General features: G+C 66.9%; 22 protein-coding genes. 7 read left to right on the top strand and 15 right to left on the bottom strand.

Going from position 1 to position 23,675, the window contains the following annotated elements; genetic code table 11:
* Nucleotides 1–129 precede the first annotated feature (129 nt).
* The 3 genes from ripB to PGN27_RS00535 form a co-directional block, all read right to left on the bottom strand.
* Nucleotides 130–780 (bottom strand): NlpC/P60 family peptidoglycan endopeptidase RipB, encoded by a 651-nt coding sequence (gene ripB, locus PGN27_RS00545; RefSeq protein ID WP_141870445.1) that lies wholly within the window; start codon nucleotides 778–780, stop codon nucleotides 130–132.
* An 88-nt stretch (nucleotides 781–868) separates the two neighbouring features.
* On the bottom strand, nucleotides 869–2,335 hold the full coding sequence (gene ripA / locus PGN27_RS00540) for an NlpC/P60 family peptidoglycan endopeptidase RipA (RefSeq protein WP_335324323.1): 1,467 nt from the start codon (nucleotides 2,333–2,335) through the stop codon (nucleotides 869–871).
* A 210-nt stretch (nucleotides 2,336–2,545) separates the two neighbouring features.
* Entirely contained in the window at nucleotides 2,546–3,079 is a 534-nt protein-coding gene (locus PGN27_RS00535; protein ID WP_335324322.1) for an Rv1476 family membrane protein, read from the bottom strand.
* Nucleotides 3,080–3,286: 207 nt separating this feature from the next.
* On the opposite strand from PGN27_RS00535, the gene acnA reads away from it, so the two are divergent.
* Both acnA and PGN27_RS00525 read left to right on the top strand, forming a co-directional pair.
* Nucleotides 3,287–6,109, top strand: a complete 2,823-nt coding sequence (gene acnA, locus PGN27_RS00530) for an aconitate hydratase AcnA (protein WP_335324321.1) — start codon at nucleotides 3,287–3,289, stop codon at nucleotides 6,107–6,109.
* A gap of 30 nt (nucleotides 6,110–6,139) precedes the next feature.
* On the top strand, nucleotides 6,140–6,706 hold the full coding sequence (locus PGN27_RS00525; protein WP_335324320.1) for a TetR/AcrR family transcriptional regulator: 567 nt from the start codon (nucleotides 6,140–6,142) through the stop codon (nucleotides 6,704–6,706).
* Between the two features lie 15 nt (nucleotides 6,707–6,721).
* Here the strand turns inward: PGN27_RS00525 and PGN27_RS00520 are convergent, their stop codons facing one another.
* The 12 genes from PGN27_RS00520 to PGN27_RS00465 form a co-directional block, all read right to left on the bottom strand.
* On the bottom strand, nucleotides 6,722–6,913 hold the full coding sequence (locus PGN27_RS00520) for a helix-turn-helix domain-containing protein (protein WP_335324319.1): 192 nt from the start codon (nucleotides 6,911–6,913) through the stop codon (nucleotides 6,722–6,724).
* Nucleotides 6,914–7,011: 98 nt separating this feature from the next.
* Nucleotides 7,012–8,646, bottom strand: coding sequence for an ABC-F family ATP-binding cassette domain-containing protein (locus tag PGN27_RS00515; protein ID WP_335324318.1), 1,635 nt, complete (start codon nucleotides 8,644–8,646; stop codon nucleotides 7,012–7,014).
* Nucleotides 8,647–8,670: 24 nt separating this feature from the next.
* Nucleotides 8,671–9,501 (bottom strand): enoyl-CoA hydratase, encoded by an 831-nt coding sequence (locus PGN27_RS00510; RefSeq protein WP_335324317.1) that lies wholly within the window; start codon nucleotides 9,499–9,501, stop codon nucleotides 8,671–8,673.
* Between the two features lie 46 nt (nucleotides 9,502–9,547).
* Complete coding sequence (gene trxA, locus PGN27_RS00505) at nucleotides 9,548–9,901, bottom strand: thioredoxin (protein WP_418888507.1); 354 nt, start codon at nucleotides 9,899–9,901, stop codon at nucleotides 9,548–9,550.
* Nucleotides 9,902–9,955: 54 nt separating this feature from the next.
* Entirely contained in the window at nucleotides 9,956–11,743 is a 1,788-nt protein-coding gene (locus tag PGN27_RS00500; RefSeq protein WP_335324316.1) for a family 16 glycosylhydrolase, read from the bottom strand.
* A 453-nt stretch (nucleotides 11,744–12,196) separates the two neighbouring features.
* Nucleotides 12,197–12,544 carry a metal-sulfur cluster assembly factor gene (locus PGN27_RS00495; RefSeq protein ID WP_019513131.1) on the bottom strand — a complete coding sequence of 116 codons (348 nt, stop codon included), beginning with the start codon at nucleotides 12,542–12,544 and terminating at the stop codon, nucleotides 12,197–12,199.
* A complete protein-coding gene (gene sufU, locus PGN27_RS00490) occupies nucleotides 12,541–13,002 on the bottom strand; it encodes a Fe-S cluster assembly sulfur transfer protein SufU (RefSeq protein ID WP_335324315.1) in 462 nt (153 codons plus the stop codon). The genes PGN27_RS00495 and sufU overlap by 4 nt, the downstream gene beginning before the upstream one ends.
* 4 nt (nucleotides 13,003–13,006) lie before the next feature.
* On the bottom strand, nucleotides 13,007–14,275 hold the full coding sequence (locus tag PGN27_RS00485; protein ID WP_335324314.1) for a cysteine desulfurase: 1,269 nt from the start codon (nucleotides 14,273–14,275) through the stop codon (nucleotides 13,007–13,009).
* 13 nt (nucleotides 14,276–14,288) lie between these two features.
* A complete protein-coding gene (gene sufC, locus PGN27_RS00480) occupies nucleotides 14,289–15,053 on the bottom strand; it encodes a Fe-S cluster assembly ATPase SufC (RefSeq protein ID WP_335324313.1) in 765 nt (254 codons plus the stop codon).
* 1 nt (nucleotide 15,054) lies between these two features.
* On the bottom strand, nucleotides 15,055–16,254 hold the full coding sequence (gene sufD, locus PGN27_RS00475) for a Fe-S cluster assembly protein SufD (protein ID WP_335324312.1): 1,200 nt from the start codon (nucleotides 16,252–16,254) through the stop codon (nucleotides 15,055–15,057).
* 31 nt (nucleotides 16,255–16,285) lie between these two features.
* The gene (sufB, locus tag PGN27_RS00470) at nucleotides 16,286–17,716 is read right to left on the bottom strand and encodes a Fe-S cluster assembly protein SufB (protein ID WP_335324311.1); all 1,431 of its coding nucleotides are present in this window, start codon (nucleotides 17,714–17,716) and stop codon (nucleotides 16,286–16,288) included.
* Nucleotides 17,713–18,486 carry a helix-turn-helix transcriptional regulator gene (locus tag PGN27_RS00465; protein ID WP_335324310.1) on the bottom strand — a complete coding sequence of 258 codons (774 nt, stop codon included), beginning with the start codon at nucleotides 18,484–18,486 and terminating at the stop codon, nucleotides 17,713–17,715. The genes sufB and PGN27_RS00465 overlap by 4 nt, the downstream gene beginning before the upstream one ends.
* Nucleotides 18,487–18,576: 90 nt before the next feature.
* Here PGN27_RS00465 and mptB point away from each other — a divergent pair, with 90 nt between their 5' ends.
* The 5 genes from mptB (at nucleotide 18,577) to PGN27_RS00440 (ending at nucleotide 23,646) form a co-directional block, all read left to right on the top strand.
* On the top strand, nucleotides 18,577–20,229 hold the full coding sequence (mptB, locus tag PGN27_RS00460) for a polyprenol phosphomannose-dependent alpha 1,6 mannosyltransferase MptB (protein WP_335324309.1): 1,653 nt from the start codon (nucleotides 18,577–18,579) through the stop codon (nucleotides 20,227–20,229).
* A complete protein-coding gene (locus PGN27_RS00455) occupies nucleotides 20,226–21,164 on the top strand; it encodes an ABC transporter ATP-binding protein (protein ID WP_335324308.1) in 939 nt (312 codons plus the stop codon). The genes mptB and PGN27_RS00455 overlap by 4 nt, the downstream gene beginning before the upstream one ends.
* A complete protein-coding gene (locus PGN27_RS00450; RefSeq protein ID WP_335324307.1) occupies nucleotides 21,161–21,937 on the top strand; it encodes an ABC transporter permease in 777 nt (258 codons plus the stop codon). The genes PGN27_RS00455 and PGN27_RS00450 overlap by 4 nt, the downstream gene beginning before the upstream one ends.
* Nucleotides 21,938–21,942: 5 nt before the next feature.
* Nucleotides 21,943–22,617, top strand: a complete 675-nt coding sequence (locus PGN27_RS00445) for a DUF429 domain-containing protein (RefSeq protein WP_335324306.1) — start codon at nucleotides 21,943–21,945, stop codon at nucleotides 22,615–22,617.
* A 63-nt stretch (nucleotides 22,618–22,680) separates the two neighbouring features.
* The gene (locus PGN27_RS00440) at nucleotides 22,681–23,646 is read left to right on the top strand and encodes a COX15/CtaA family protein (RefSeq protein ID WP_335324305.1); all 966 of its coding nucleotides are present in this window, start codon (nucleotides 22,681–22,683) and stop codon (nucleotides 23,644–23,646) included.
* The last annotated feature ends 29 nt before the right edge of the window (nucleotides 23,647–23,675 follow it).

The following is a 23,675-nucleotide window of genomic DNA, read 5'->3' as shown; positions in this document are numbered from 1 at the left end:
TCCCACGGTCGATCTACAACAAAATCGCTGGACTACGGTGGCGACCGCCGAGCTGGCCGGGCGTCCGCCGTCAACTATTCCAGGCAGTCCGGAATCCGTCGACGTCGCCCGCCCGGCGTGCCGCGTGGGTCAGGACTCGATGACGCGCACCAGGTGCGGGGACATCCCGGCAGTGCGCAGCGGGCTGACGGTCACCTTGCCCGCCGAACCGGAGGCCTCCAGCATCTTGCCGCCACCCAGATAGATGGCCACGTGCTGACTGCCGCCCGGGCCCCAGAAGATCAGATCGCCGCGCTTGGCCTGCGACGGGGAGATGGCGCGACCGCCGGAGGTGTACTGGTCGCCGGAATACTTGGGGATCTGGACGCCGACACCGGCGAAGGCGTAGCGGGTGAAACCTGAGCAGTCGTAGCCGATCTTGCCGTCGTCGTAGTCGACACCGGGGCCCGGGCCGGTCAGGGTTCCGCCGCCCCATGAGTACGGGACGCCGATCTGGGAACCGCCACGGCGGATCACATACTCGATGGCCTGCGGGCCGCGCACCCGGGCGCCGGGCAGCAGGCCGCCGGTCGAGGCGGCCGGTGCGGGTGCCAGACCGATGGACTGCAGGAACTTCGATCCGAGGCTCTGGGTGGTCTCCAGCGCGATCTTGCTGACCTGGAAGGAGGCGTTGGCGATGGCCACCGGATCACCGGGGGCTCCCGAACTCGGACGCGCGGGCAAAGTCGGGTCCCACTCCCCCGGGTCGGCGGTGGCGGGTGCCGCGGCACCGATGGCCATCGCAGCGGCCACCGCCAGTGCTGCCAGCACCCGGGTCAATGTACGAAATCGTGTGGAGTTCAAGGAATTCCCTACGTAGTCAGTGCTTCTAGTACTCGATGTAACGGACGGCGTACGGGGTCATCCCGCTGGTGCGCACCGGTGAGATCTTGACGGTCGAGCCGGTGTAGGGGGCTTCGAGCATCTGGTTGTTGCCCAGGTAGATCGCGACGTGCTGACTGCCGCCGGGTCCCCAGAACAACACGTCACCGCGTCGCATCTGCGACGTCGGGATCTTGCGGCCCATGTCGTACTGCGCCCCGGAGTAGTGCGGCAGCTTGATACCGACCCCGGCGAAGGCGTAGAGCACCAGACCCGAGCAGTCGAATCCCACCGTGCCGGCACCACCGTCGATGCCATTGCTCTTGCCCGCGGCGTTGCCGCCACCCCAGGAGTACGGCACGCCGATCTGCGACATCCCCCGCTTGATGACGTACTCCGAGGCCGCCTGGCCGTTCACCCGGGGAATGGCCCCGTTGTTGGTGAAACCGGTCGGGGTGGGCAAGATACCGAGCTTCTGCAGGAAGTTGCGCCCCATGTCGGCGGTCAACTGGGCCGAGGTCTGCATGATGCCCAGGATCGCGTTGATGATGGCGATCGGGTCACCGCTGACGAAGGCGCTGGGGATGGCGGGCAGGGTCAGATCCCATTCGCTTGCCTGCGCCGGAGCCGGTGCGCCGCCGGGCGCGCGATCCCAGTCCGCGCCGGGTGCGGCCGGACCCGGCGCGGCCGGCGCACGACCGGTGGGCGCGGCCGGGGCACGGCCGGTGGGGGCAGCCGGGGCCGACGGCGCCGCCAGCGGCCGGGCGGCGTCCAACTTCGCCTGTGCGGCAGCGCGTTCGGCGGTCAGCCGGTCCAGCTCCTGCTGCTGGGAACCGAACGTCTGCTGAGCCTGGGTGAGGCTGGCGACGGCGGCGTCCTGACTGGATTGTGCGTCGGCCGCGGCCTTGTCGGCATTCTGTTTGGCCAGCCGCGCCGCGGACTCTCGGTTGACCTGCTCGGTCCGCGCCTTCTGCAGATCACCGAGCACCTGCTGTGAGTTGGCGGCCAGCGCCTGCCCCGCGGCAGCGGTCTGCAGGGCGGCGTCGGGGTCGGCGGCGGTCAGATAGGAGGCCGACGGGCCGTTCACGTAGGCGGCCACGGCATAGGTGTCGACGCGGCGCTGCGCGTCGGCGATGGCGGTGTTGGCGTCGTCGACGCCCCGTCGGCTCGCCTCCACCTCGGCGGCCGCCGCGGCGGCGTTGTCGCGCGCGTTCTGCACGTCGAGCAGTGCCTTGTTCACACTCTCCTGCTGAACCTGCACGGCCGCACCGAGATCCTGCAATCTCTGGTTCGCATCGGCGACGGCGGCCACCAGGGCTGCAATGCCCTCGGGTTTGGCCGGATCGGCGATCGCGATCGGCGCGGCGATCGGACCGTCCGGGAGGACACCGGCGCACAACAGGCCGACGGTGACCGGGACTGCGCAAATCCGTCCGTAGAAACGGGACGCGGAGGCGCCTGGGGTGCGTCTCATGGGACTCAGGTCTCCTAGGGCTCAACGCGGACGACACGGCACTGCGGGTGAGTGTCAGCAGTCACATCAACCACAGCTGCAACACCAAACACTGTTTGCACCGTACGTCACATCACGCCCTAAAGAAACTTTAGTCACAAATTACATGAATGTAATTGGAAACGGCGTTATCGAATAGTGATATTCGAATTCGACAAAGGGGTTGCGGCGTTACTCCGCCGACGACGGAGTCGCAGTTTCAGCAACCGATCGCCTGGCACGTATCTGCAGCACACGGGTCAAAACGGCAGCAGCGGCAACGGCGAGCACAAGGACTGCGGTAAACGGCGTCCACGGAAAGTCCGGGGTCTGCAACTCGGTGACGAAATTCTTCGAAGATTGCACGGGATCACCCGTTTTTGCGAGATCCTGACCGGCCTCCAGGGTGACCCTGTCGAATTCCTGGCTGTAGGTGCCCGCATAGAACGGGCTGATGGCCAGGACCGTCGATCCCGGGAAGTCCTGCCCCACCTCGGTCGCTATATCTCGCAACGGGGTGTCGATCGGCGGGTTCTGGTCGATCACCACGATCTTGAGGTCGATCCCGTCGGCCTTGGCCGTCGAGACCACCTCGCGCAGACCCGCGATATCGACCCCGGCCGGGGCGCTGACGCCGCCGTCGCGCACCTGATCCTTGACCAGGTTCATATCGATCCCCGGCGGGATGTAGGCGGGAAGGTAGGGCACAACGTGCGGTCCGGTCACCACCGCACCGTACCGCCGCGCATGCGACGCCCGAACATCCGACTCACCGGGCGCACATCGTGAAAATCTGCCCCGACGGGCTCGCATCGAGCCGACGACTGGACAAGACTGGACCCGACCCTCCCCGCCTTGCAGGACAAGCGTACTGTTAGGGTCAGCATGCCGCCGACACAGCCCGTCGCCGGCAGGATCTAACCGGGAGTTGATGTGAGCAACGACAACACGGCCAATTCATCCTTGAACTCTTTTGGTGCCCGCGACACCCTGACTGTCGGGGACAACAGTTACGAGATCTACCGTCTCGACGCAGTACCCGGAACCGAGAAACTGCCCTACAGCCTCAAGGTGCTCGCGGAAAACCTGCTGCGCACCGAGGACGGCGCCAACATCACCAAAGAACACATCGAGGCCATCGCGAACTGGGATCCCTCGGCCGAGCCGAGCATCGAGATCCAGTTCACCCCCGCCCGCGTGCTGATGCAGGACTTCACCGGCGTGCCCTGCATCGTCGACCTCGCCACCATGCGTGAGGCCGTCGCGACCCTCGGCGGCGACCCGAACAAGGTCAACCCGCTCTCCCCCGCCGAGATGGTCATCGACCACTCCGTCATCCTCGACGTGTTCGGCAATGCCGGCGCCTTCGAGCGCAATGTCGAGCTCGAATACGAGCGCAACGGCGAGCGCTACCAGTTCCTGCGGTGGGGCCAGGGCGCCTTCGACGACTTCAAGGTCGTCCCTCCGGGCACCGGCATCGTGCACCAGGTCAACATCGAGTACTTGGCCCGCGTCGTGATGACCCGCAACGGTGTCGCCTACCCGGACACCTGTGTGGGCACCGACAGCCACACCACCATGGAAAACGGCCTCGGCGTGCTGGGCTGGGGCGTCGGCGGCATCGAGGCCGAGGCAGCCATGCTAGGCCAGCCCGTCTCGATGCTCATCCCGCGTGTCGTCGGGTTCAAGCTGACCGGCGAGATCAAGCCGGGGGTCACCGCGACCGACGTGGTGTTGACCGTCACCGACATGCTGCGCAAGCACGGTGTGGTGGGCAAGTTCGTCGAGTTCTACGGCAAGGGCGTGGCCGAGGTGCCGCTGGCCAACCGCGCCACGCTGGGCAATATGAGCCCCGAGTTCGGTTCCACCGCGGCGATGTTCCCCATCGACGAGGAGACCATCAACTACCTGCGCCTGACCGGGCGTACCGAGGAGCAGCTGGCGCTGGTCGAGGCGTACGCCAAGGAACAGGGCATGTGGCACGACCCGGCCAAGGAGCCGGTGTTCTCCGAGTACATGGAGCTCGACCTGTCGACCGTGGTGCCCTCGATCTCCGGCCCGAAGCGTCCGCAGGACCGCATCGAACTCTCCGATGCCAAGAACGCGTTCCGCAAGGACATCCACAACTACGTGGAGGAAAACCACCCCGCGCCCGAGACCAAGCTCGACGAGGCGATCGAAGAGTCCTTCCCGGCAAGCGATTCGGCGACACTGTCCTTCGCCGACGATGGTGCGGTCATCCCGAACGCGTCCAACGGCGCCGAGGGCCGCCCGTCCAAGCCGGTCACCGTGCGCTCCGAGGAACGCGGTGAGTTCGTGCTCGATCACGGCGCCGTCGTGGTCGCGGGCATCACCTCGTGCACCAACACCTCCAACCCGTCGGTCATGATCGGCGCCGCACTGCTGGCCAAGAAGGCCGTCGAAAAGGGCCTGACCTCCAAGCCGTGGGTCAAGACCAACATGGCGCCCGGCAGCCAGGTGGTCACCGACTACTACAACAAGGCCGGCCTGTGGCCCTACCTGGAGAAGCTGGGCTACTACCTGGGCGGTTACGGCTGCACCACCTGCATCGGTAACACCGGTCCGCTGCCCGACGAGATCTCGGCGGCCATCAACGACAACGACCTGTCGGTGACCGCGGTGCTGTCCGGTAACCGCAACTTCGAGGGCCGCATCTCCCCCGACGTCAAGATGAACTACCTGGCCTCGCCGCCGTTGGTCATCGCCTACGGCATCGCGGGCACCATGGACTTCGACTTCGAGACCGATCCGCTGGGTCAAGATCACGACGGCAACGACGTGTTCCTCAAGGACATTTGGCCGACATCGGCCGAGATCCAGGAGACGATCGCCTCCTCGATCAACCGGGACATGTTCACCGAGTCCTACGCCGACGTGTTCAAGGGTGACGACCGGTGGCGTTCGCTGCCCACCCCCGAGGGCAACACCTTCGAATGGGACGACGCCTCGACCTACGTCCGCAAGGCCCCGTACTTTGACGGCATGCCCGCCGACCCGGAGCCGGTCAGCGATATCTCCGGCGCCAGAGTGCTTGCCCTGCTGGGTGATTCGGTGACCACCGATCACATCAGCCCGGCCGGCGCGATCAAGCCGGGCACCCCGGCCGCGCAGTACCTCGACGCCCATGGCGTCGAGCGCAAGGATTACAACTCGCTGGGGTCGCGCCGCGGCAACCACGAGGTGATGATCCGCGGCACCTTCGCCAACATCCGCCTCAAGAACCAGCTCCTCGATGACGTCTCGGGCGGTTACACCCGCGACTTCACCCAGGATGGCGGTCCGCAGGCGTTCATCTACGACGCCTCGGTCAACTACCAGAAGGCCGGTATCCCGCTGGTCGTGCTGGGCGGCAAGGAGTACGGGTCAGGGTCCTCGCGAGACTGGGCGGCCAAGGGCACCTCGCTGCTCGGCGTGCGCGCCGTCATCACCGAATCCTTCGAACGCATCCACCGGTCCAACCTGATCGGCATGGGCGTCATCCCGCTGCAGTTCCCGGCCGGAGAATCGGCGGCCAGCCTGAAGCTGGACGGCACCGAGACCTTCGACATCGCCGGCATCACCGAGCTGAACGAGGGCAAGACGCCCAAGACCGTGCATGTGACCGCCACCAAGGAGGATGGTTCGAAGGTCGAATTCGACGCGGTGGTGCGTATCGACACCCCCGGTGAAGCCGACTACTACCGCAACGGCGGGATCCTGCAGTACGTGCTGCGCAACATGCTCAAGGCGAACTAGGAGACCGGAAAGACGTAACGGGTACCACCCGTGCCACGGGTAACCGACGACCATCTGGCGGCACGTCGTCGCCAGATCCTCGACGGCGCTCGGCGTTGCTTCGCCGAGTATGGCTATGAGAAGGCGACCGTGCGGCGGCTCGAACACACCATCGGGCTGTCGCGCGGCGCCATCTTCCACCACTTCAAGGACAAGGACACCCTGTTCTTCGAACTGGCCCGCGAGGATGCCGAGCGGATGGCCGATGTGGCAGCCCGCGAAGGCCTCATCCAGGTGATGCGCGATCTGCTTGCCGCACCGGATCAGTTCGACTGGCTGGTGACGCGTCTGGAGATCGCGCGCAAACTGCGCAACGATCCGGCGTTCCATCAGGGCTGGGCCGAGAGATCGGCGGAATTGTCGGCGGCCACCACGGAGCGGCTGCGTAAGCAGAAGCAGGCCGGGCGGCTGCGCGACGATGTCCCCGGTGCCGTGCTGCAGACCTACCTGGACCTCGTGCTCGACGGTCTGGTGGCCAGGCTGGCTTCCGGTGAGGACACCGAGAACCTGAGCGCGGTGCTCGACCTGGTCGAGGATTCGGTTCGTCAGCCGCGCTGAGAGATCAGTGCGGGGTCAGCCGGCCCGGCGACGATGGTTGGGTCCGCCCCGGCTGCGCATCCGGGTACCCGACTCGCGCAGCATGCTGTGCACAGATCCGTAGGACCGGCCGGTCTGCGCCACCAGCGACCTGATGCTGGCTCCGCCCTCATAGGCGCTGCGCAAGTCGGACAGAACCTGCTCACGGGACTTGTCGGATTCAGTCATCGATTTCTCCCCACTCCCGATCCGTGTGCGCGGGTACCCAGACTAGGAACCGGTAAAACGCGTGTGGGGTGAATCGACGAAAAGCCTTGCAGAAAGCCCTATGCCAGTTCGATGAGGTCCCGGTACTCGGTCGACCAGAAGTCCTCGGTGCCATCGGGCAACAACACCACCCGCTGTGGATCCAGCGCTTCGGCCGCACCGGGATCGTGCGTCACCAGCACCACCGCGCCCTGATAGCTGCGCAACGCGTCGAGAACCTGTTCACGAGAAGCGGGATCGAGATTGTTGGTCGGCTCGTCGAGCAGCAGCACGTTGGCGGTGGAGGCCACCAGACCGGCCAGCGCCAACCGCGTCTTCTCTCCACCTGACAGTGTCCCTGCGGGCTGTTCCAGCTGCGGGCCGGTGAACATGAAGGCGCCCAACAGACCTCGTAGCTCCTGCTCCCCGGTGTCGGGTGCGGCGTGCCTGATGTTCTCCCACACCGTCGCGGCATTGTCGAGCGTGTCGTGCTCCTGCGCGAAGTAGCCGATCTTGAGGCCGTGGCCGGGGACAAGCCCGCCGGCATCAGGAGTTTCGGTGCCGGCGAGCAATCTCAGCAACGTCGTCTTACCGGCACCGTTGAGCCCCAACACCACAACACGGGAACCTCGGTCGATGGCGAGATCGACGCCGGTGAACACTTCCAGCGAACCGTATGTCTTGGTCAAACCCTTCACCACCAAGGGTGTTTTGCCACATGGTGCAGGTACCGGAAACTTGATACGCGCCACTTTGTCGGCCACCCGCTCGTCGTCGAGCTCGGCTATCATCCGTTCCGCGCGACGCAGCATGTTCTGTGCGGCAACGGCTTTGGTGGCCTTTGCGCCCATCTTCGCCGCCTGCGCACGCAGTGCGCCCGCCTTCTTCTCGGCATTCGCGCGTTCGCGACGGCGACGCTGCTCGTCGGTGGCCCGCGCGTCGAGATAGCGCTGCCAACCCATGTTGTACACATCGGCCTCACCACGCACGGCGTCGAGGAACCACACCCGGTTGACCACATCGGCGAGCAGCTCGACATCGTGACTGATCACCACGAGACCGCCCGTGTGATTCTGCAGGAAGGTGCGCAGCCAACCGATCGAGTCCGCGTCGAGGTGGTTGGTGGGCTCATCGAGCAGCAATGTCGTGCTGGAGGATCCGGTGCCCGATCCTTGGCCGGCGGCAAACAGAATCCTGGCCAGCTCGACACGGCGGCGCTGACCGCCGGAGAGGGTGCGCAGCGGCTGGGTGAGTACCCGGTCGGGCAGGCCGAGACTGGCGCAGATTCGCCCGGCCTCGCTCTCGGCCGCGTAGCCGCCGAGCGCGGCGAACCGCTCCTCCAATTGGCCGTACCGGCGCACCGCCTTGTCCCTGGCCGCGTCGTCGGCGACCTCGGCCATCAGCACCTGCTGCTTCTCCAGATCCGCCAGCAGGGTGTCCAGGCCACGCGCGGACAGCACCCGATCGCGTGCCAACACGTCGAGGTCGCCCTCGCGCGGGTCCTGCGGCAGGTAGCCGATCTCGCCGGTGCGCTCGATCTTGCCCGCGTAGGGCTCACCCTCGCCGGCGAGGATGCGCATCGTGGTGGTCTTGCCTGCGCCGTTGCGTCCCACCAGGCCGATGCGGTCGCCGGGCTGGATGCGCAGCGCGGAACCCTCGATGGACAGCAGAGTGCGCGCCCCGGCGCGGACCTCCAGGTCCGTTGCGGTGATCACGCTGCTGCTCTCCTCGGGTTGTCGTCATCTGTCGTCGGTGAATACGGCCGACCGCTTATCTTTGCGCGCCGCGACCGCTTCTTCAAAGTTGGCGGTGAGCAGTCGCACATACAGTTGGCCGAGTCCCTCGGCCTGCATATGGCCCTCCAAGCTACCGGCGTCCAGTCCACTCCACAGTGTCCGCTTGGTCAACTCGATTCCCGGCCGGGAGAACGCGGCGATCCGCTGCGCGGTTTCGAAACAGCGTGCCAGCAGCTCGTCGTCGGGCACCACGCTGCACACCAGCCCGATCCGCTCGGCCTCGGCCGCATCGACATCGCGACCGGTGAGCATGATCTCGAAGGCCCGCGACGCCCCGATGGCGCGGGGAAGCAGATAGGACAGTCCGAGCTCGCTGGCCGTCAGCCCGTTGTTGATACCCGCCGCCCGAAAATACGCCCCATCCGCGGCGATTCGGATATCGCAGGCCAACGCCAGGCACAATCCCCCGCCGATGGCCGCACCGTTGACCGCCGCGATCACGGGCTGATGCAACCGGCGCAGGGCCAGTATCACATCGTCGAGGACCTCCATGGATCGCAGCGCGAACGACGGCCTGGTGAGCCCGTCGACATGGGGCACGGAGCCGGCGGATTTATGGTCGGCGCCGGAGGAGAACCCCCGTCCGGCACCGGTCAGCACGACTACCCGAACCGAGTTGTCGTGGTGCAGCTCGCCCAGCACGGCGCGCAGCGGAACCATGACGTCGAAGGCCATCGAGTTCATCCGCTCGGGCCTGTTCAACGTGACCAACGCCACGCCGGGCGCCGGGTGGGAGACCTTTACGAATTCGCTGTGTTCAGTCACGCCGTGCACGTTATCGCGGCACGGCCCCGCCAACGGCTCAGTCGGAGATCGGCAGTCAGTTCTGCTGCGACGCGATCGCCGCGTCGATGTCGAATTCCTTGATCTTGGTGATCAGATCCTCGAGCTGAGCGGGACCGAGAGCGCCGGACTGGCGGAACACCTGGTGGCCCTTCTTGAAGGCCATCAGGGTCGGGATGGCCTGGATCTCGGCTGCCTGCGCCAGCTCGGGCTCGGCCTCGGTATCGACCTTGGCGTGCACGATATCGGGGTGCTTGTCCGCAGAGGCACCGAACGTCGGAGCGAAGGCGCGACACGGACCGCACCAGGTTGCCCAGAAGTCGACGATGACGATCTCGTTGTCATCGATGACCGACTTGAATTCGGCTGCGGTGATGTCCTTTGTACTCACACTTTTCCTAACGTCGAGGAGGCAATCCCAATTCCCAGTATGTCCTGGCCGCCATCAGCTTGCGACCGCGTCGAGCGAGTAGACGCGCACCCAGTCCACCTTCATCTGCTGTTCGGGGAATGCCGCCGTCGGATCGGGGTCACCGGTCCACGGATTGCCCACCGCCACGTTCAGGATCAGATAGTGGGGCCAGGCACCGGAGAACGGGGTCCAGTCACCGCCCATCGCCTCGTACTCGGCCTTGGTCACCTCACCGGTCTGCACACCGTCGACGTGCCAGACGATGCGGTCTGTGTACCAATCGATGCCGTACTCGTGGAACCCCGCGGACAGATCGGTGCCGATATCGGCGCCCACATCGTGCAGTTTGACGTCGACGGTGTTGTCACCGGCCGCGGGTCCGTGGATGTTGCCCGTCCACTTCGTCCTGCCGTCGGCGGAGCCGAAGCCGGGATACTCCGCGATGTCCACCTCGCCCTGGCGAGGCCAGTCGAACTCGTGGCCGGGTTCCAGACCGACCATCCAGAACGCGGGCAGCAGCCCCTCGGCATACGGCATCTGGATGCGGGCCACGATCCTGCTGTTGGGCATGACGGACTGGTTTCCGTAGGACACCACCCGCGCCGAGGTGTAATCATGCGGGGCGGCCGCATTGTCCGGGGTGGCCTCCCGGCGCACGCTGATCACCAGGTAGCCGTTCTCGTCGACGGTGACATTGGAGAAATCCGGTGTGTAGTACTGGTTCTCGCCGGCCGACTGGCCCCACCGGCCGCTCTGCAGCGACCACGACTCCATCGCCTCGGCCAATGAGGTGAAATTCGTCTCCCACAACAACACCGGATCGGAGGTGCCCTCAGAAGGAGTACCCGGCGCGGGATTGCCCGGCGCGGTGTCGGGGGGCACCACCACCGGAGTGCGGGACGGGCCCAGGAAGAGCGCGCGGACCTGCGCCCACGCGTGGTGGATCATCGCCGTGATCTCGGTGCGGATGTGATCGAGAGCCTGCAGCACCGGTGTCAGGCCCAGTCGCGCCATCACCTCGTGCACCACGCTACCGGGGGCGGCGGGTTCGGCCGCTGCGGTCGAGGCGGCCGCCTTGAGCGAACTGCTCTGCGACACAGCTGGTCCCAAGGTACCCCGATCCTCCTCGGTCGACGGGGGCCGGTTGCTCTGTTCGTCGACGCCGGGACGGCCGGCGGCTTGGCCGTCGCCGCGACCGGTCTGCCCACGACGGATGTCCGACTCCGACCTGCGCCGGTCATAGGGTTTGTCGGGCCACTCCTCGACGATCACCGCACCGGGCTCGGCCACCGTGTCCGTCACCGGAGCCGCTGCCTGCGACTCGGTTTCGACCCCGACCTCGGACCTGGCCTCGACGTCGATATCGGCGACCGCGACGGTCCGTGGCCGACCGAACTCCGCCATCGATTCGTGCTCCTCGTCGCGGGTGGATGCCTCGTGCCGCATCGGGAATCGGGTGGTCTCGTTCAGCCGGGACGGGCTGCGCTGCCCGCGGTTTCCGGCCGGCTCTGTCGAGTCAGCATCCGAGTCCGCCTCACCCGACCCCCTACCGGCCGAGGCGGATTCGGCCTGCGAGGAGTCGCGTCCTGCGTCGGTCCTCGGCGCCGACGTGGATGAGTCACCGGCCGAGCTGACGGCACTGGCACTGCTGGTGGTCGACCCTTCGTCGGCCGTCGCGGCGGCCATCCCCTGCCCCGAGGCGATGGCGGCGGCCAGACCGGCGGTCATCATCCCCGCTCCGAGCCATAGCCGCCGTTCACACCGCTTGCGGGTCTCATCGGGCGTGGGCATATCAGTCGTAGGCATATCAGGCGTGGGCATCGCCGCTGTCCTCCTTCACCGAACGTAAAGGCGGGAGGGCGTGACATCGGCGGGCACCGCGGCGGCGCAACACCATCCGCCGATCGTGCCCAGCACAAAATCAAATCGTCACACAGCAGACCGCTACCAGTGCGCCGAACCAGAAACGACGGTCGCCGCACTGAAACTCGTTTTGCCACCAAATGTTTGAACGTGCCTGCGCCGGCGGACCGTCGCATGCCGAACAATAACCGACACGACCCGGCCATATGGCGAAATGCGGGAGCGACATTTCGGCACCACGGGCCCGAATTGGCCCGTGACACCGAGCGTCTCATCGCCGGCACCGGGTTCAGTTAACGACGACCGAGGACAACCGTCGGGATGGTCGTGCTGTTTCGGCGACAAAACTGGTGCGGTCGTACCGTTCCGACTGTTTGCTGGTCGACTCGCGCCGACCTCGCGTAGATCTGGTCAGACGGTGAAGCCGAGCGCGCGCAGCTGCTCGCGACCGTCGTCGGTGATCTTGTCCGGTCCCCACGGCGGGTTCCACACCCAGTTGATCTTGATCTCGTCGACCAAGCCGGGGCCCACCAACGCGTTACGGGACTGGTCCTCGATGACGTCGGTCAGCGGACACGCCGCCGACGTCAGCGTCATATCGATCAGCGCGACGGTGCCGGCCTCACCGTCCTCGACGTTCAGGCCGTACACCAGGCCGAGGTCGACGACGTTGATCCCCAGTTCGGGATCGACGACGTCGCGCATGGCCTCTTCCAGGTCGGCGAGAAACTCGTCGTTGCCTGCCTTGGGTTCACTCATCGCTTGTCCTCAACGTCCTCATGGCTGGCCTCGGCCAGCGCAGCTTTGAAAGCGGTCCACCCCAGCAACGCGCACTTCACCCGCGCCGGATACTTGGCCACACCGGCGAAGGCGATGCCGTCGCCGATCACATCCTCGTCACCGGAGATGTTCCCGCGTGAGGAGATCATCTCGGTGAAGGCAGCGACCGTCTTGAGGGCATCCCCGACGGTCTGGCCGATCACCTGATCGGTGAGCACGGAGGTGGCGGCCTGGCTGATGGAGCAGCCCTGACCGTCATAGGAGACGTCCACCACCGTGTCCGAATCACCCGAGAGCCGTACCCGCAGGGTCACCTCGTCACCGCATGTCGGGTTGACATGGTGGACCTCGGCGTCGAACGGGTCCCGCAGCCCGCGGTGGTGCGGGTGCTTGTAGTGGTCCAGGATCACTTCCTGGTACATCTGTTCCATTCTCATGGTCTCACCGCCCGAAGAACTCGACCGCGCGCCGGACCCCGGCCACCAGCCGGTCCACCTCGTCGACCGTGTTGTACACCGCGAACGAGGCACGCGCCGTGGCGCTGATCCCGAACCGACGATGCAACGGTGCGGCGCAGTGGTGGCCTACCCGCACGGCCACCCCCTCGTCATCGAGCACCTGACCGACATCGTGGGCATGGATCCCATCGACGACGAAGCTGACCGGAGATCCGCGGTGTTCGGTATCCGTCGGGCCGATGATGCGCACACCCGGCACGTCGGCCAGGCCGGCCAGCGCGGCGGCCACCAGCTCGTTCTCGTGCGCCTGCACCTTCTTCATGCCGATAGCCGTCAGATACCTTGCCGCTGCGGCCAGTCCGACAACCTGCGAGGTCATCGGCGTGCCCGCCTCGAATCGCTGGGGCGCGGCGGCGTAGGTGGCCTTCTCCATGGTGACGGTCTCGATCATCGAACCGCCGGTCAGGAACGGCGGCAGCTGGTTCAACAGCTCGCGGCGGCCGTACAGTGCGCCGATCCCCGTGGGCCCCAACATCTTGTGCCCGGAGAAGGCCGCGAAGTCCACGTCGAGCGCGTGGAAGTCCACCGGCTGATGCGGCACCGACTGGCACGCGTCCAGCACGGTCAGCGCACCCACCGCCCTGGCCCGCGCCACCAACTCGGCGACCGGAGCCACCGCGCCGGTGACATTCGAGTGATGGGTGAAGGCAACCACCTTCACCCGTTCGTCGAGCTCCAAGCTGTCCAGATCGATACGGCCGTCCTCGGAGATGGCGTACCACTTCAGCGTCGCCCCGGTCCGAGCCGCCAGCTCCTGCCAGGGGATCAGGTTGGCGTGATGCTCGAGCTCGGTGGTGACGATGACATCGCCGGGCCCGACCGCGTTCGCAAAACGCCGGTCCCCCAACGTGTAGGCGACCAGATTGATGGCCTCGGTGGCGTTCTTGGTGAACACCAGCTCATCGTCGCCGGCACCGACGAACGCCGCGATATCGGCGCGGCCCTGCTCATAGGCGTCGGTCGACTCCTCCATCAGCTGATGGGCACCACGGTGCACCGCGCCGTTGGAGGTGGTCAAGAAGGTGCGCTCGGCATCGAGCACCTGCAGGGGTTTCTGCGAGGTCGCACCGGAGTCCAGATAGGCCAGCTGACACCCGCCGCGCATCACCCGGCTCAGGATGGGGAAGTCGGCCCGGATACGGGCGATCCCCTCCGGATCCAGTGCTGCGGAACGGATGTCGGACAGCGTCATCTGGAACTCCTTCCTAGGCTGTGGCCGTCTGGGTGAAGCGCACGTAGCCGTTGGTCTCGAGTTCGTCGGCGAGCTCGGGACCGCCGGACTCGATGATGCGGCCGCCGACGAACACGTGCACGAAAGCGGGGCGGATGTAGCGCAGGATCCGGGTGTAGTGCGTGATCAGCAGCACGCCACCGTTCTCGGCATCTTTGTACCGGTTCACACCCTCGCTGACGACGCGCAGCGCGTCGACGTCCAGACCGGAGTCGGTCTCGTCGAGGATGGCGATCTTCGGCTTGAGCAGCCCGAGCTGCAGGATCTCGTGGCGCTTCTTCTCGCCGCCGGAGAAGCCCTCGTTGACGCTGCGCTCACCGAATGCGGCGTCGATCTCCAGATCGGCCATCGCCCCCTTGACCTCTTTGACCCAGTGCCGCAGCTTGGGGGCCTCGCCACGGACCGCGGTCGCGGCGGTGCGCAGGAAATTTGACATCGACACGCCGGGCACCTCGACGGGGTACTGCATCGCCAGGAACAGTCCGGCGCGGGCGCGTTCGTCGATCGACATCTCCAGCACATCCTGCCCATCCAGGGTGATCGACCCGGAAGTGACGGTGTACTTGGGATGCCCGGCGATGGCGTAGGACAGCGTGGACTTACCGGAGCCGTTGGGGCCCATCACGGCGTGGGTCTCCCCCGACTTCACGGTCAGGTTCACACCCTTGAGGATCGGTACTTCCTCGTTCTCGGGGGTGAACACCGAGGCGTGCAGGTCCTTGATTTCCAGAGTCGTCATATCAGTTGGTTTCCGATTCAGTGATGGCCAGCTCTTTTTCGATGGCTTCGGTGAGGCGCTCGCGGACGGCGGGCACGGCGATCTTGGCGATGATCTCGTTGAAGAAGCCGCGCACCACCAGGCGGCGGGCCTGCTCTTCGGGGATGCCGCGGGCACGCAGGTAGAACAACTGCTCGTCGTCGAATCGTCCGGTGGCACTGGCGTGTCCGGCACCGGCGATCTCGCCGGTCTCGATTTCGAGGTTGGGTACCGAATCGGCGCGCGCGCCGTCGGTGAGCACCAGGTTGCGGTTGATCTCGAAGGTGTCGGTGCCGGTGGCCTCGGCGCGGATCAGGACGTCACCGACCCACACCGTGTGCGCGTCGGGCTTGTGGGACTTCGGATCTCCCTGCAGCGCACCCTTGTACAACACATCGGACTTGCAATTGGGATGCGCGTGATCGACCAGCAGGCGGGACTCGAAGAACTGCCCGTCGTCGGCGAAGTAGGTGCCCAGAAGTTTCGCGTCCCCGCCGGGCGCGGTGAAACGCACGGTGGCCGCGGTGCGGACCACATCGCCACCGAGGGTGACGGCGACATGGCTCAGCGTGGCGTCCTTGCCGAGCTTGGCGTGGTGCGCGCTGACGTGGACGGTGTCATCGGCCCAGTCGGCGATCCAGATGACCCCGAGCGCGGCCGCATCACCGACGATCAGTTCGACGTTGTCGGCGTAGACACCGCTGCCGCGCAGGTCGACGACGACGGTGGCGCGAGCGAGTTCCTCGACGCGGATCTGCAGGTGCCCGTAGGCCACGGTGTCCACTCCGGGACCGGCGATCGTGATCTCGATGGGCTCGGCCACCTCGGCGGCCCGGGCGACCGTCACGATGGTCGCCTGGTTGAACGCCGAGTACGCCTGTGCCGCAACGCGGTCGGCGGGCACGCCGCCCGCGCCGAGGCGCTCGTCGTCGCGCGCGACGGTCTCGACCGTGACACCGGGGCGCTCGCTGACCTCGATCGGCGCCGAACCGGTCGCCGGGGCCGAGCCGTCGTGCAGGCCGCGCAGCCGCTTGAGCGGGGTGAAACGCCACACCTCGTCGCGCCCGGCGGGCACCTCGAAGGCGTTGACGTCGAACGAGGCGAACTGCTCGCCCTTGTTGAGGTTGAGCACCGAGCCGCTCTTAGCCGAGCCCTCCACTGCCTGGGTGATACCTGAACTCACTTGATCATCTTCCCGTCGCGTCGCTCGCCCACTAACCGACCGCGCCTTCCATCTGCAGTTCGATCAGCCGATTGAGCTCCAGGGCGTACTCCATGGGCAGCTCCTTGGCGATCGGCTCGACGAACCCGCGCACCACCATGGCCATCGCCTCGTCCTCGGTGAGGCCGCGGCTCATCAGGTAGAAGAGCTGATCTTCGCTGACCTTGGACACCGTCGCCTCGTGACCCATCGTGACATCGTCCTCGCGGATGTCGACATAGGGGTAGGTGTCGGACCGGCTGATCGTATCGACAAGCAGCGCATCGCATTTCACGCTGGACTTCGAGCCGTGCGCACCCTTGTTCACCTGGACCAGCCCGCGGTAGGAGGCACGGCCACCACCGCGCGCCACCGACTTGGACACGATGTTGCTCGACGTGTTCGGAGCCAGGTGCAGCATCTTGGCACCGGTGTCCTGGTGCTGGCCCTCACCGGCGAACGCGACCGAAAGCACCTCACCCTTGGCGTGCTCACCGGTCATCCAGACCGCCGGATACTTCATGGTGACCTTGGACCCGATGTTGCCATCGACCCATTCCATGGTGGCGCCGGCCTCGGCGCGGGCCCGCTTGGTCACCAGGTTGTAGACGTTGTTCGACCAGTTCTGGATGGTCGTGTACCGCACTCGCGCATTGGGTTTGCAGATGATTTCCACCACCGCCGAGTGCAGCGAATCGCTCTTGTAGATCGGCGCCGTGCAGCCCTCGACGTAGTGCACGTAGGAGCCCTCGTCGGCGATGATCAGGGTGCGCTCGAACTGGCCCATGTTCTCGGTGTTGATCCGGAAGTAGGCCTGCAGCGGGATGTCGACGTGCACGCCCGGCGGGACATAGATGAACGAACCACCCGACCACACGGCGGTGTTGAGAGCGGAGAACTTGTTGTCACCGGCCGGGATCACGGTGCCGAAGTACTTCTGGAAGATCTCGGGATGCTCGCGCAGACCCGAGTCGGTGTCCAGGAAGATCACGCCCTGGGCCTCGAGGTCCTCACGGATCGAGTGGTAGACCACTTCGGACTCATACTGGGCCGCGACACCGGAGACCAGCCGCTGCTTCTCCGCCTCGGGGATACCCAGCTTGTCGTAGGTGTTCTTGATATCTGCGGGCAGGTCGTCCCACGTGGCGGCCTGCTTCTCGCTGGAGCGCACGAAGTACTTGATGTTGTCGAAGTAGATGCCGTCCAGATCCGATCCCCAATTGGGCATCGGCTTCTTGTCGAAGGTCCGCAGCGCCTTCAACCGGATGTCGAGCATCCATTCTGGCTCGTTCTTCTTGGCCGAGATGTCGCGGACCACCGCCTCGGACAGACCGCGCTGGGCACTGGCGCCGGCGACGTCGGAATCCGACCAGCCGTAACCGTAATTGCCCAGGGAGGCAATGGTTTCCTCCTGGGTCAATGGTGTCTCGGGGGTGAGGGTCATCGCGACACTCCTTGTGTGGTGGTGGAATCGGCGCGGGCTGCGTGCCGATCATCGGTGGGCTCGCCGGCGGTGGCCGGAGTCGAGCTCAGTGGAACGTGGGTGGTGCAGGCGAAATCACCGTTGCTGATGGTGGCCAGCCGCTGGACATGGGTGCCCAGAATCTCCGCGAAGGCCTCCTGCTCGGCCTCACACAGCTCCGGGAACTCCTCGGCCACATGCGATACCGGGCAATGATGCTGACAGAGCTGCACGCCGGGCAACGGCCCGGCCACCGGTGCCGTGGACGTCGCGTAACCGGCCTCGGTCAACGCCGCGGCGACCTCGTTGGCGGTCCGCTCGACGTCGCCGGTGGATACGGCATCGTCGATCCCGGCCAGCAGATCGTCGATCCGGCGGCGTGCGAACGTGCGCACGGCGTCATCGCCACCGATCTCCCGTAGCTGACGCATGGCCGCCGCGGCGAGATCGTCGTAGGCGTGGGTGAGCTTTCCGCGCCCCGCTGCGGTGAGCCGATAGCGCTTGGCCGGCCTGCCGCGACCGTTGTGCTGCCAGGCCGCCGCCGCACTCGCCTCGGCGTCACCGGCCTCGATCAGCGCGTCGAGGTGCCGACGCACGCCGGCGGCCGAGATACCCAATCGGGTTCCGATATCGCCGGCGGTGACCGGCCCTTCCAGCAGCAGCTGGACGATGGCACCGCGGGTGTGCCCATCGGTGGAGACCGAAGACAGCGCACCACCGGTGGCGGCGGAAGTCTCCGGACGTAATTTCACAACACCATTGTGACGGAATTCGATCGGCGCTTCCACCAAGGTAACCCTTACCCGGAAGGGTCGCTTGGCGGCGGCCGTTACGCTGCTCGAATGACCGCCCTCGGGTCCTTCAGTTCCGCGGTCGCCCGTTGGCATGCCGACGAGCGAGCCGTTGGTTCGCCGCTGAACAATGCCGAGGTCGTCTCACTGCGCCGGACCAGGGTTTTCGGCGCGACCGGGACGGTCCTGATGGCCATCGGCGCGCTGGGCGCTGGTGCTCGGCCCGTCGTCCAGGACCCGACATTCGGCGTCCGGCTGCTCAACCTGCCCTCGCGCATCCAGACCGTATCGCTGACCATGACGACGACCGGTGCGGTGATGATGGCGCTGGCCTGGCTGATGCTGGGCCGCTTCGCGCTCGGCCCGCACAGGATGTCCCGCAGCCAGCTCGACCGCACCCTGCTGCTGTGGTTGCTGCCGCTGCTGTTCGCCCCACCGATGTACAGCAAGGACGTCTACTCCTATCTGGCGCAGAGTCAGATCGCCCGGATCGGACTCGACCCGTATCAGGTCGGGCCGGCACCCGGGCTCGGGCTCGACCATGTCTTCACCTTGTCGGTGCCCAGCCTGTGGCGCGAAACCCCGGCGCCCTACGGACCGCTGTTCCTGTGGATCGGCGAGGGCATCTCGGTGCTCACCGGGGACAACATCGTCGCCGCGGTGCTGTGCCACCGGCTGGTGGTGCTCGTCGGCGTCGGCCTGATCGTCTGGGCCACCCCGCGGCTGGCCCAGCGGTGCGGCGTCGCCGAGGTCAGCGCGCTCTGGCTGGGTCCGTGCAACCCGTTGTTGTTCATGCACCTTGTCGCGGGCATCCACAACGAGGCACTGATGCTCGGCCTGATGCTGGCCGGCACCGAGTTCGCGCTACGCGGTATCGACGGAGTGCGCGCACACAGTTGGCGGCTGCCACCACACGCCGCCGCGATGCTCGCCGCGGGCACCGTGCTCATCACGATGTCCTCCCAGGTGAAGCTGCCCGCTCTGCTGGCGATGGGCTTCGTGGTGATGGCACTGGCCTGGCAGTGGGGTGGCACCGTGAAGGCGTTCCTCGCCGCGAGCTTCTCACTGGGCGCACTGTCCCTGGCGGTGATGGCGATCATCGGGTGGGCCAGCGGCCTGGGCTTCGGCTGGGTCTTCACCCTCGGCACCGCCAACGTCGTCCGATCCTGGATGTCGCCACCGACGCTGATCGCCCTCGGCACCGGCCAGGTCGGCATCTTGCTCGGCCTCGGCGACCACACGACATCGGTGCTCGGCCTCACGCGCGGTATCGGTGTGATGATCATCGCGGTCCTGGTGACCTGGCTGCTGCTGGCCGTGCTGCGCGGCCGTCTGCATCCGGTCGGCGGTCTCGGCGTCGCGCTGGGTGCCAGCGTGTTGTTGTTTCCGGTGGTGCAGCCCTGGTACCTGCTGTGGGCGATCATCCCGCTGGCCACCTGGGCCACCCGACCCGGTTTCCGCGGGTCCGCCATCGGTATCACGCTGGTGGTGGGCATCTTCGGGCCGACCGCGAACGGCGACCGGTTCGCGCTGTTCCAGATTCTGGACGCCACGCTGGCCAGCGCGGTGATCGTGCTGATCATCATCGCCATCACCTACCGGCATCTGCCGTGGCGCGCGCTGCCACCGCCGGGCCCCGACGACCCGCGACCCGGACCAGAGCCACCGGCTGCCAAACCCGACGCCTACGCTGAATCTCCGTGACCACCGGTTCTGACGCTGTCGTACGCCTGCTCGGGGTGACCAAACGCTACGGACCGGCCTCGGCACCCGCCGCCGTCGACAACCTCGATCTGGAGGTGCGTCGCGCCGAGGTGTTCGCCCTACTCGGACCCAACGGTGCGGGCAAGACCACGACCGTGGAGATGTGCGAGGGATTCCTGCGGCCGGATGCCGGCCGCATCGAGATCCTCGGCCTGGATCCCACGGCGGACAACGCCCGGCTGCGCGAGCGGATCGGGGTCATGTTGCAGGGTGGCGGCGGTTACCCGGCCGCGCGTGCCGGCGAGATGCTGAATCTGGTTGCCTCCTATGCCGCCGACCCCCTCGACCCGCAGTGGTTGCTCGACACTCTCGGCCTCACCGATGCCGCCCGCACCACCTACCGCAGGCTCTCCGGCGGGCAACAGCAGCGACTGGCGCTGGCCTGCGCCGTGGTGGGGCGCCCCGAGCTGGTGTTCCTCGACGAACCGACCGCGGGCATGGACGCCCACGCCCGCATCGTGGTGTGGGAACTCATCGAAGCGCTGCGCCGCGACGGCGTCACCGTCGTGCTGACCACCCATCACCTGAGCGAGGCCGAGGAGCTGGCCGACCGGCTGGTCATCATCGATCACGGCCGCACCGTCGCCGCGGGCACCCCCGCCGAGTTGATGCGCAGCGGAGCCGAGAACCAACTGCGATTCACGGCCCCACCCCGGCTCGACCTTTCGCTACTCGTCTCGGCGCTGCCGGAGAACTACCGGGCCAGCGAGACCACCGCGGGTGAGTACCTCGTGGAGGGGCGCATCGATCCCCAGGTGCTGGCCACCGTCACCGCATGGTGCGCCCGGGTGAACGTGCTGGCCACCGACATGAGGGTGGAGCAACGCAGCCTGGAGGACGTCTTCCTCGATCTGACCGGCCGGGAGCTGAGATGAGCACCAATCGTTTTGCCGCGGGGACCTTCTCCCCCGATCCCCGGCCCGCCGCTGTCGGTGCGATGCTGACCGCCCAGTTCGGCCTTGAGCTCAAGCTGCTGCTGCGCAACGGAGAGCAGTTGCTGCTCACCATGTTCATCCCGATCACCCTGCTGGTCGGCCTCACGCTGCTGCCGCTGGGCGAGTTCGGGGACAACCGCGCGGCGACCTTCACACCGGCCATCATGGCGCTGGCGGTCATCTCCACGGCGTTCACCGGGCAGGCCATCGCCGTCGCGTTCGACCGCCGATACGGGGCGCTCAAGCGGCTGGGCGCCACCGCGCTGCCGGTGTGGGGTGTCATCGCCGGGAAGTCGCTGGCCGTCGTGACCGTGGTCTTCCTGCAGTCGATCCTGTTGGGCGCCATCGGCGTCGCACTGGGCTGGCGACCGCCGGTCGCTGCCCTGGCGTTGGGAGCGATCGTGATCGCCCTGGGCACGGCGACGTTCGCCGCCCTCGGTCTACTCCTCGGCGGCACGCTGCGCTCGGAGATCGTGCTGGCGCTGGCGAACCTGCTGTGGTTCGTCTTCGCCGGGCTCGGCGCGCTGACCCTCGACGGCGGCCCGGTTCCGGCGGCACTGCGCTGGGTCGCCCGATTGACCCCGTCCGGGGCGCTGACCGAGGCACTGACGCAGGCGATGACGCTGTCGGTCGATTGGTTCGGGGTTGCCGTACTCGCCGGGTGGGGTGCGTTGTCGGCGCTGGCCGCGCTGCGCTGGTTCCGGTTCACCTGAAGCCGGTGATCACCCTTGGTGTCGACGGCTGGAAGGGCGGCTGGGTCGGCATCGAGCTGCGGGACGGCCGTTATCGCGGGGCACATGTCGACCCGCGTCTGGCCGCACTCATCGCGGCGGTGCCCGATGCCCGGGTGGTCGGCGTCGACATTCCGCTGGGTCTGCTCGACGACGCGGTGCGGACCTCCGACCGGGCGGCCCAGCGCCGACTGGGCGCGCGGTCGTCGAGTCTGTTCCTGATGCCGCCGCGGCCGGTGTTCGATGCACCCGACCATGCAGCCGCGTGCGTGACGGCAAGAGAAATCACCGGAGCCGGGATCAGCATCCAGACCTGGGGTCTACGGCAGAAATTCCTGGAAGCCGAGGCGCTGCACGCCGATTCCGCGCTACCGCTGTTCGAGGTACATCCCGAGCTGTCCTTCCGCGAGATGGGTCTGACGACCGAGGACGGCAAGAAGAAGAGCTGGCGTGGTCAGCGGGCCCGATTGCGTGTGCTGGCCCGGCACGGGATCGATATCCCCGAGGACCTCGGCGCCGCCGCGGGCGTCCCCGCCGATGACGTGCTCGATGCGGCCGCCGCCGCGTGGAGTGCGCAGCGCATCGCGACAGGGGTGGCGTTCAGCCTCCCCGACCCGCCGCAACTCGATTCGCGGGGGCGACCACTGGCGATCTGGTGTTGAGGCCGGGCCGCGTTCGTCGCCCCTACTACATCGCGTAGTTAGCGCTGCTCTACCATCGGATCCGTGGCTGTCGGACGACTCTTCCTGCGACTTGTCGACATGCTGCCGATGCCCAGCCTGGGCACCCAGCGCATCGCGGCCTTCCTGGTCATCCTGACCCAGGGCGGAATCGCCGTCACCGGTGCCATCGTGCGTGTCACGGCGTCGGGTCTGGGCTGCCCGACCTGGCCGCAGTGTTTTCCGGGGAGTTTCACCCCGGTGCCACATCCCGAGGTGCCCGGCATCCACCAGGCGGTGGAATTCGGTAATCGGATGCTGACCTTCCTGGTGGTGCTCACCGCGGCGGCCGCGGTCATCGCCGTGACCCGTGCCCGCCGCCGCCGTGAGGTCCTCTGCTATGCGTGGCTGATGCCGGCCTCCACGGTCCTGCAGGCGGTCATCGGCGGTATCACCGTGCTCACCGGATTGCTGTGGTGGACCGTGGCGATCCACCTGCTGGTGTCGATGGCGATGGTCTGGCTTGCGGTGTTGTTGTTCGCCAAGATCGGCGAACCCGATGACGGCACACCGACCGCGGTGGTGCCCAGACCGCTGCGGCAGCTGACGGCACTGAGCGGGCTGGCACTCTCGGCGGTCCTGGTGACCGGAACGATGGTCACCGGCGCGGGCCCGCACGCCGGCGACAAGAGCCCCGAGCGACCGGTACCCCGCCTGGAGGTGGAGATCACCACGCTGGTGCACATGCACTCCACCCTGCTGATCGGTTATCTGTCGCTGGTGGTGGGGCTGGGCTTCGCCCTGCTTGCCGTCGGCGCACCGCGGCCGGTGCGGATCCGGTTGGTCGCGGTCGTCGTGCTGGTGATCGCCCAGGGCGCGCTGGGCGCCGTGCAGTTCTTCACCGGTGTCCCGGAGGCACTCGTCGCGCTGCACGTGGCCGGAGCGGGCGCCTGCACGGCCGCCACCGCGGCGCTGTGGGCGTCGATGCGAGAGCGGCGGACCATCCCGGCGCCGAAACCCGTTGCGGCCTGAGCCCGCCATATCCGATCTCGTGTGATTGA

Source organism: Mycolicibacterium neoaurum (genome assembly GCF_036946495.1).
Taxonomy (GTDB): Bacteria; Actinomycetota; Actinomycetes; order Mycobacteriales; family Mycobacteriaceae; genus Mycobacterium; species Mycobacterium neoaurum_B.
The sequence above is the reverse complement of the archived record's forward strand: the minus strand, read 5'-3'. Positions and strand labels throughout refer to the sequence as shown.

Excerpts from the sequence above, each read along its gene's own strand:
- ripB (WP_141870445.1), bottom strand. The coding sequence starts at position 780 with ATGGCCATCGGTGCCGCGGCACCCGCCACCGCCGACCCGGGGGAGTGG.
- ripA (WP_335324323.1), bottom strand. The coding sequence starts at position 2,335 with ATGAGACGCACCCCAGGCGCCTCCGCGTCCCGTTTCTACGGACGGATT.
- PGN27_RS00520 (WP_335324319.1), bottom strand. The coding sequence starts at position 6,913 with ATGACTGAATCCGACAAGTCCCGTGAGCAGGTTCTGTCCGACTTGCGC.
- PGN27_RS00500 (WP_335324316.1), bottom strand. The coding sequence starts at position 11,743 with ATGCCCACGCCTGATATGCCTACGACTGATATGCCCACGCCCGATGAG.
- PGN27_RS00495 (WP_019513131.1), bottom strand. The coding sequence starts at position 12,544 with ATGAGTGAACCCAAGGCAGGCAACGACGAGTTTCTCGCCGACCTGGAA.
- sufU (WP_335324315.1), bottom strand. The coding sequence starts at position 13,002 with ATGAGAATGGAACAGATGTACCAGGAAGTGATCCTGGACCACTACAAG.
- PGN27_RS00485 (WP_335324314.1), bottom strand. The coding sequence starts at position 14,275 with ATGACGCTGTCCGACATCCGTTCCGCAGCACTGGATCCGGAGGGGATC.
- sufC (WP_335324313.1), bottom strand. The coding sequence starts at position 15,053 with ATGACGACTCTGGAAATCAAGGACCTGCACGCCTCGGTGTTCACCCCC.
- sufB (WP_335324311.1), bottom strand. The coding sequence starts at position 17,716 with ATGACCCTCACCCCCGAGACACCATTGACCCAGGAGGAAACCATTGCC.
- mptB (WP_335324309.1), top strand. The coding sequence starts at position 18,577 with ATGACCGCCCTCGGGTCCTTCAGTTCCGCGGTCGCCCGTTGGCATGCC.
- PGN27_RS00450 (WP_335324307.1), top strand. The coding sequence starts at position 21,161 with ATGAGCACCAATCGTTTTGCCGCGGGGACCTTCTCCCCCGATCCCCGG.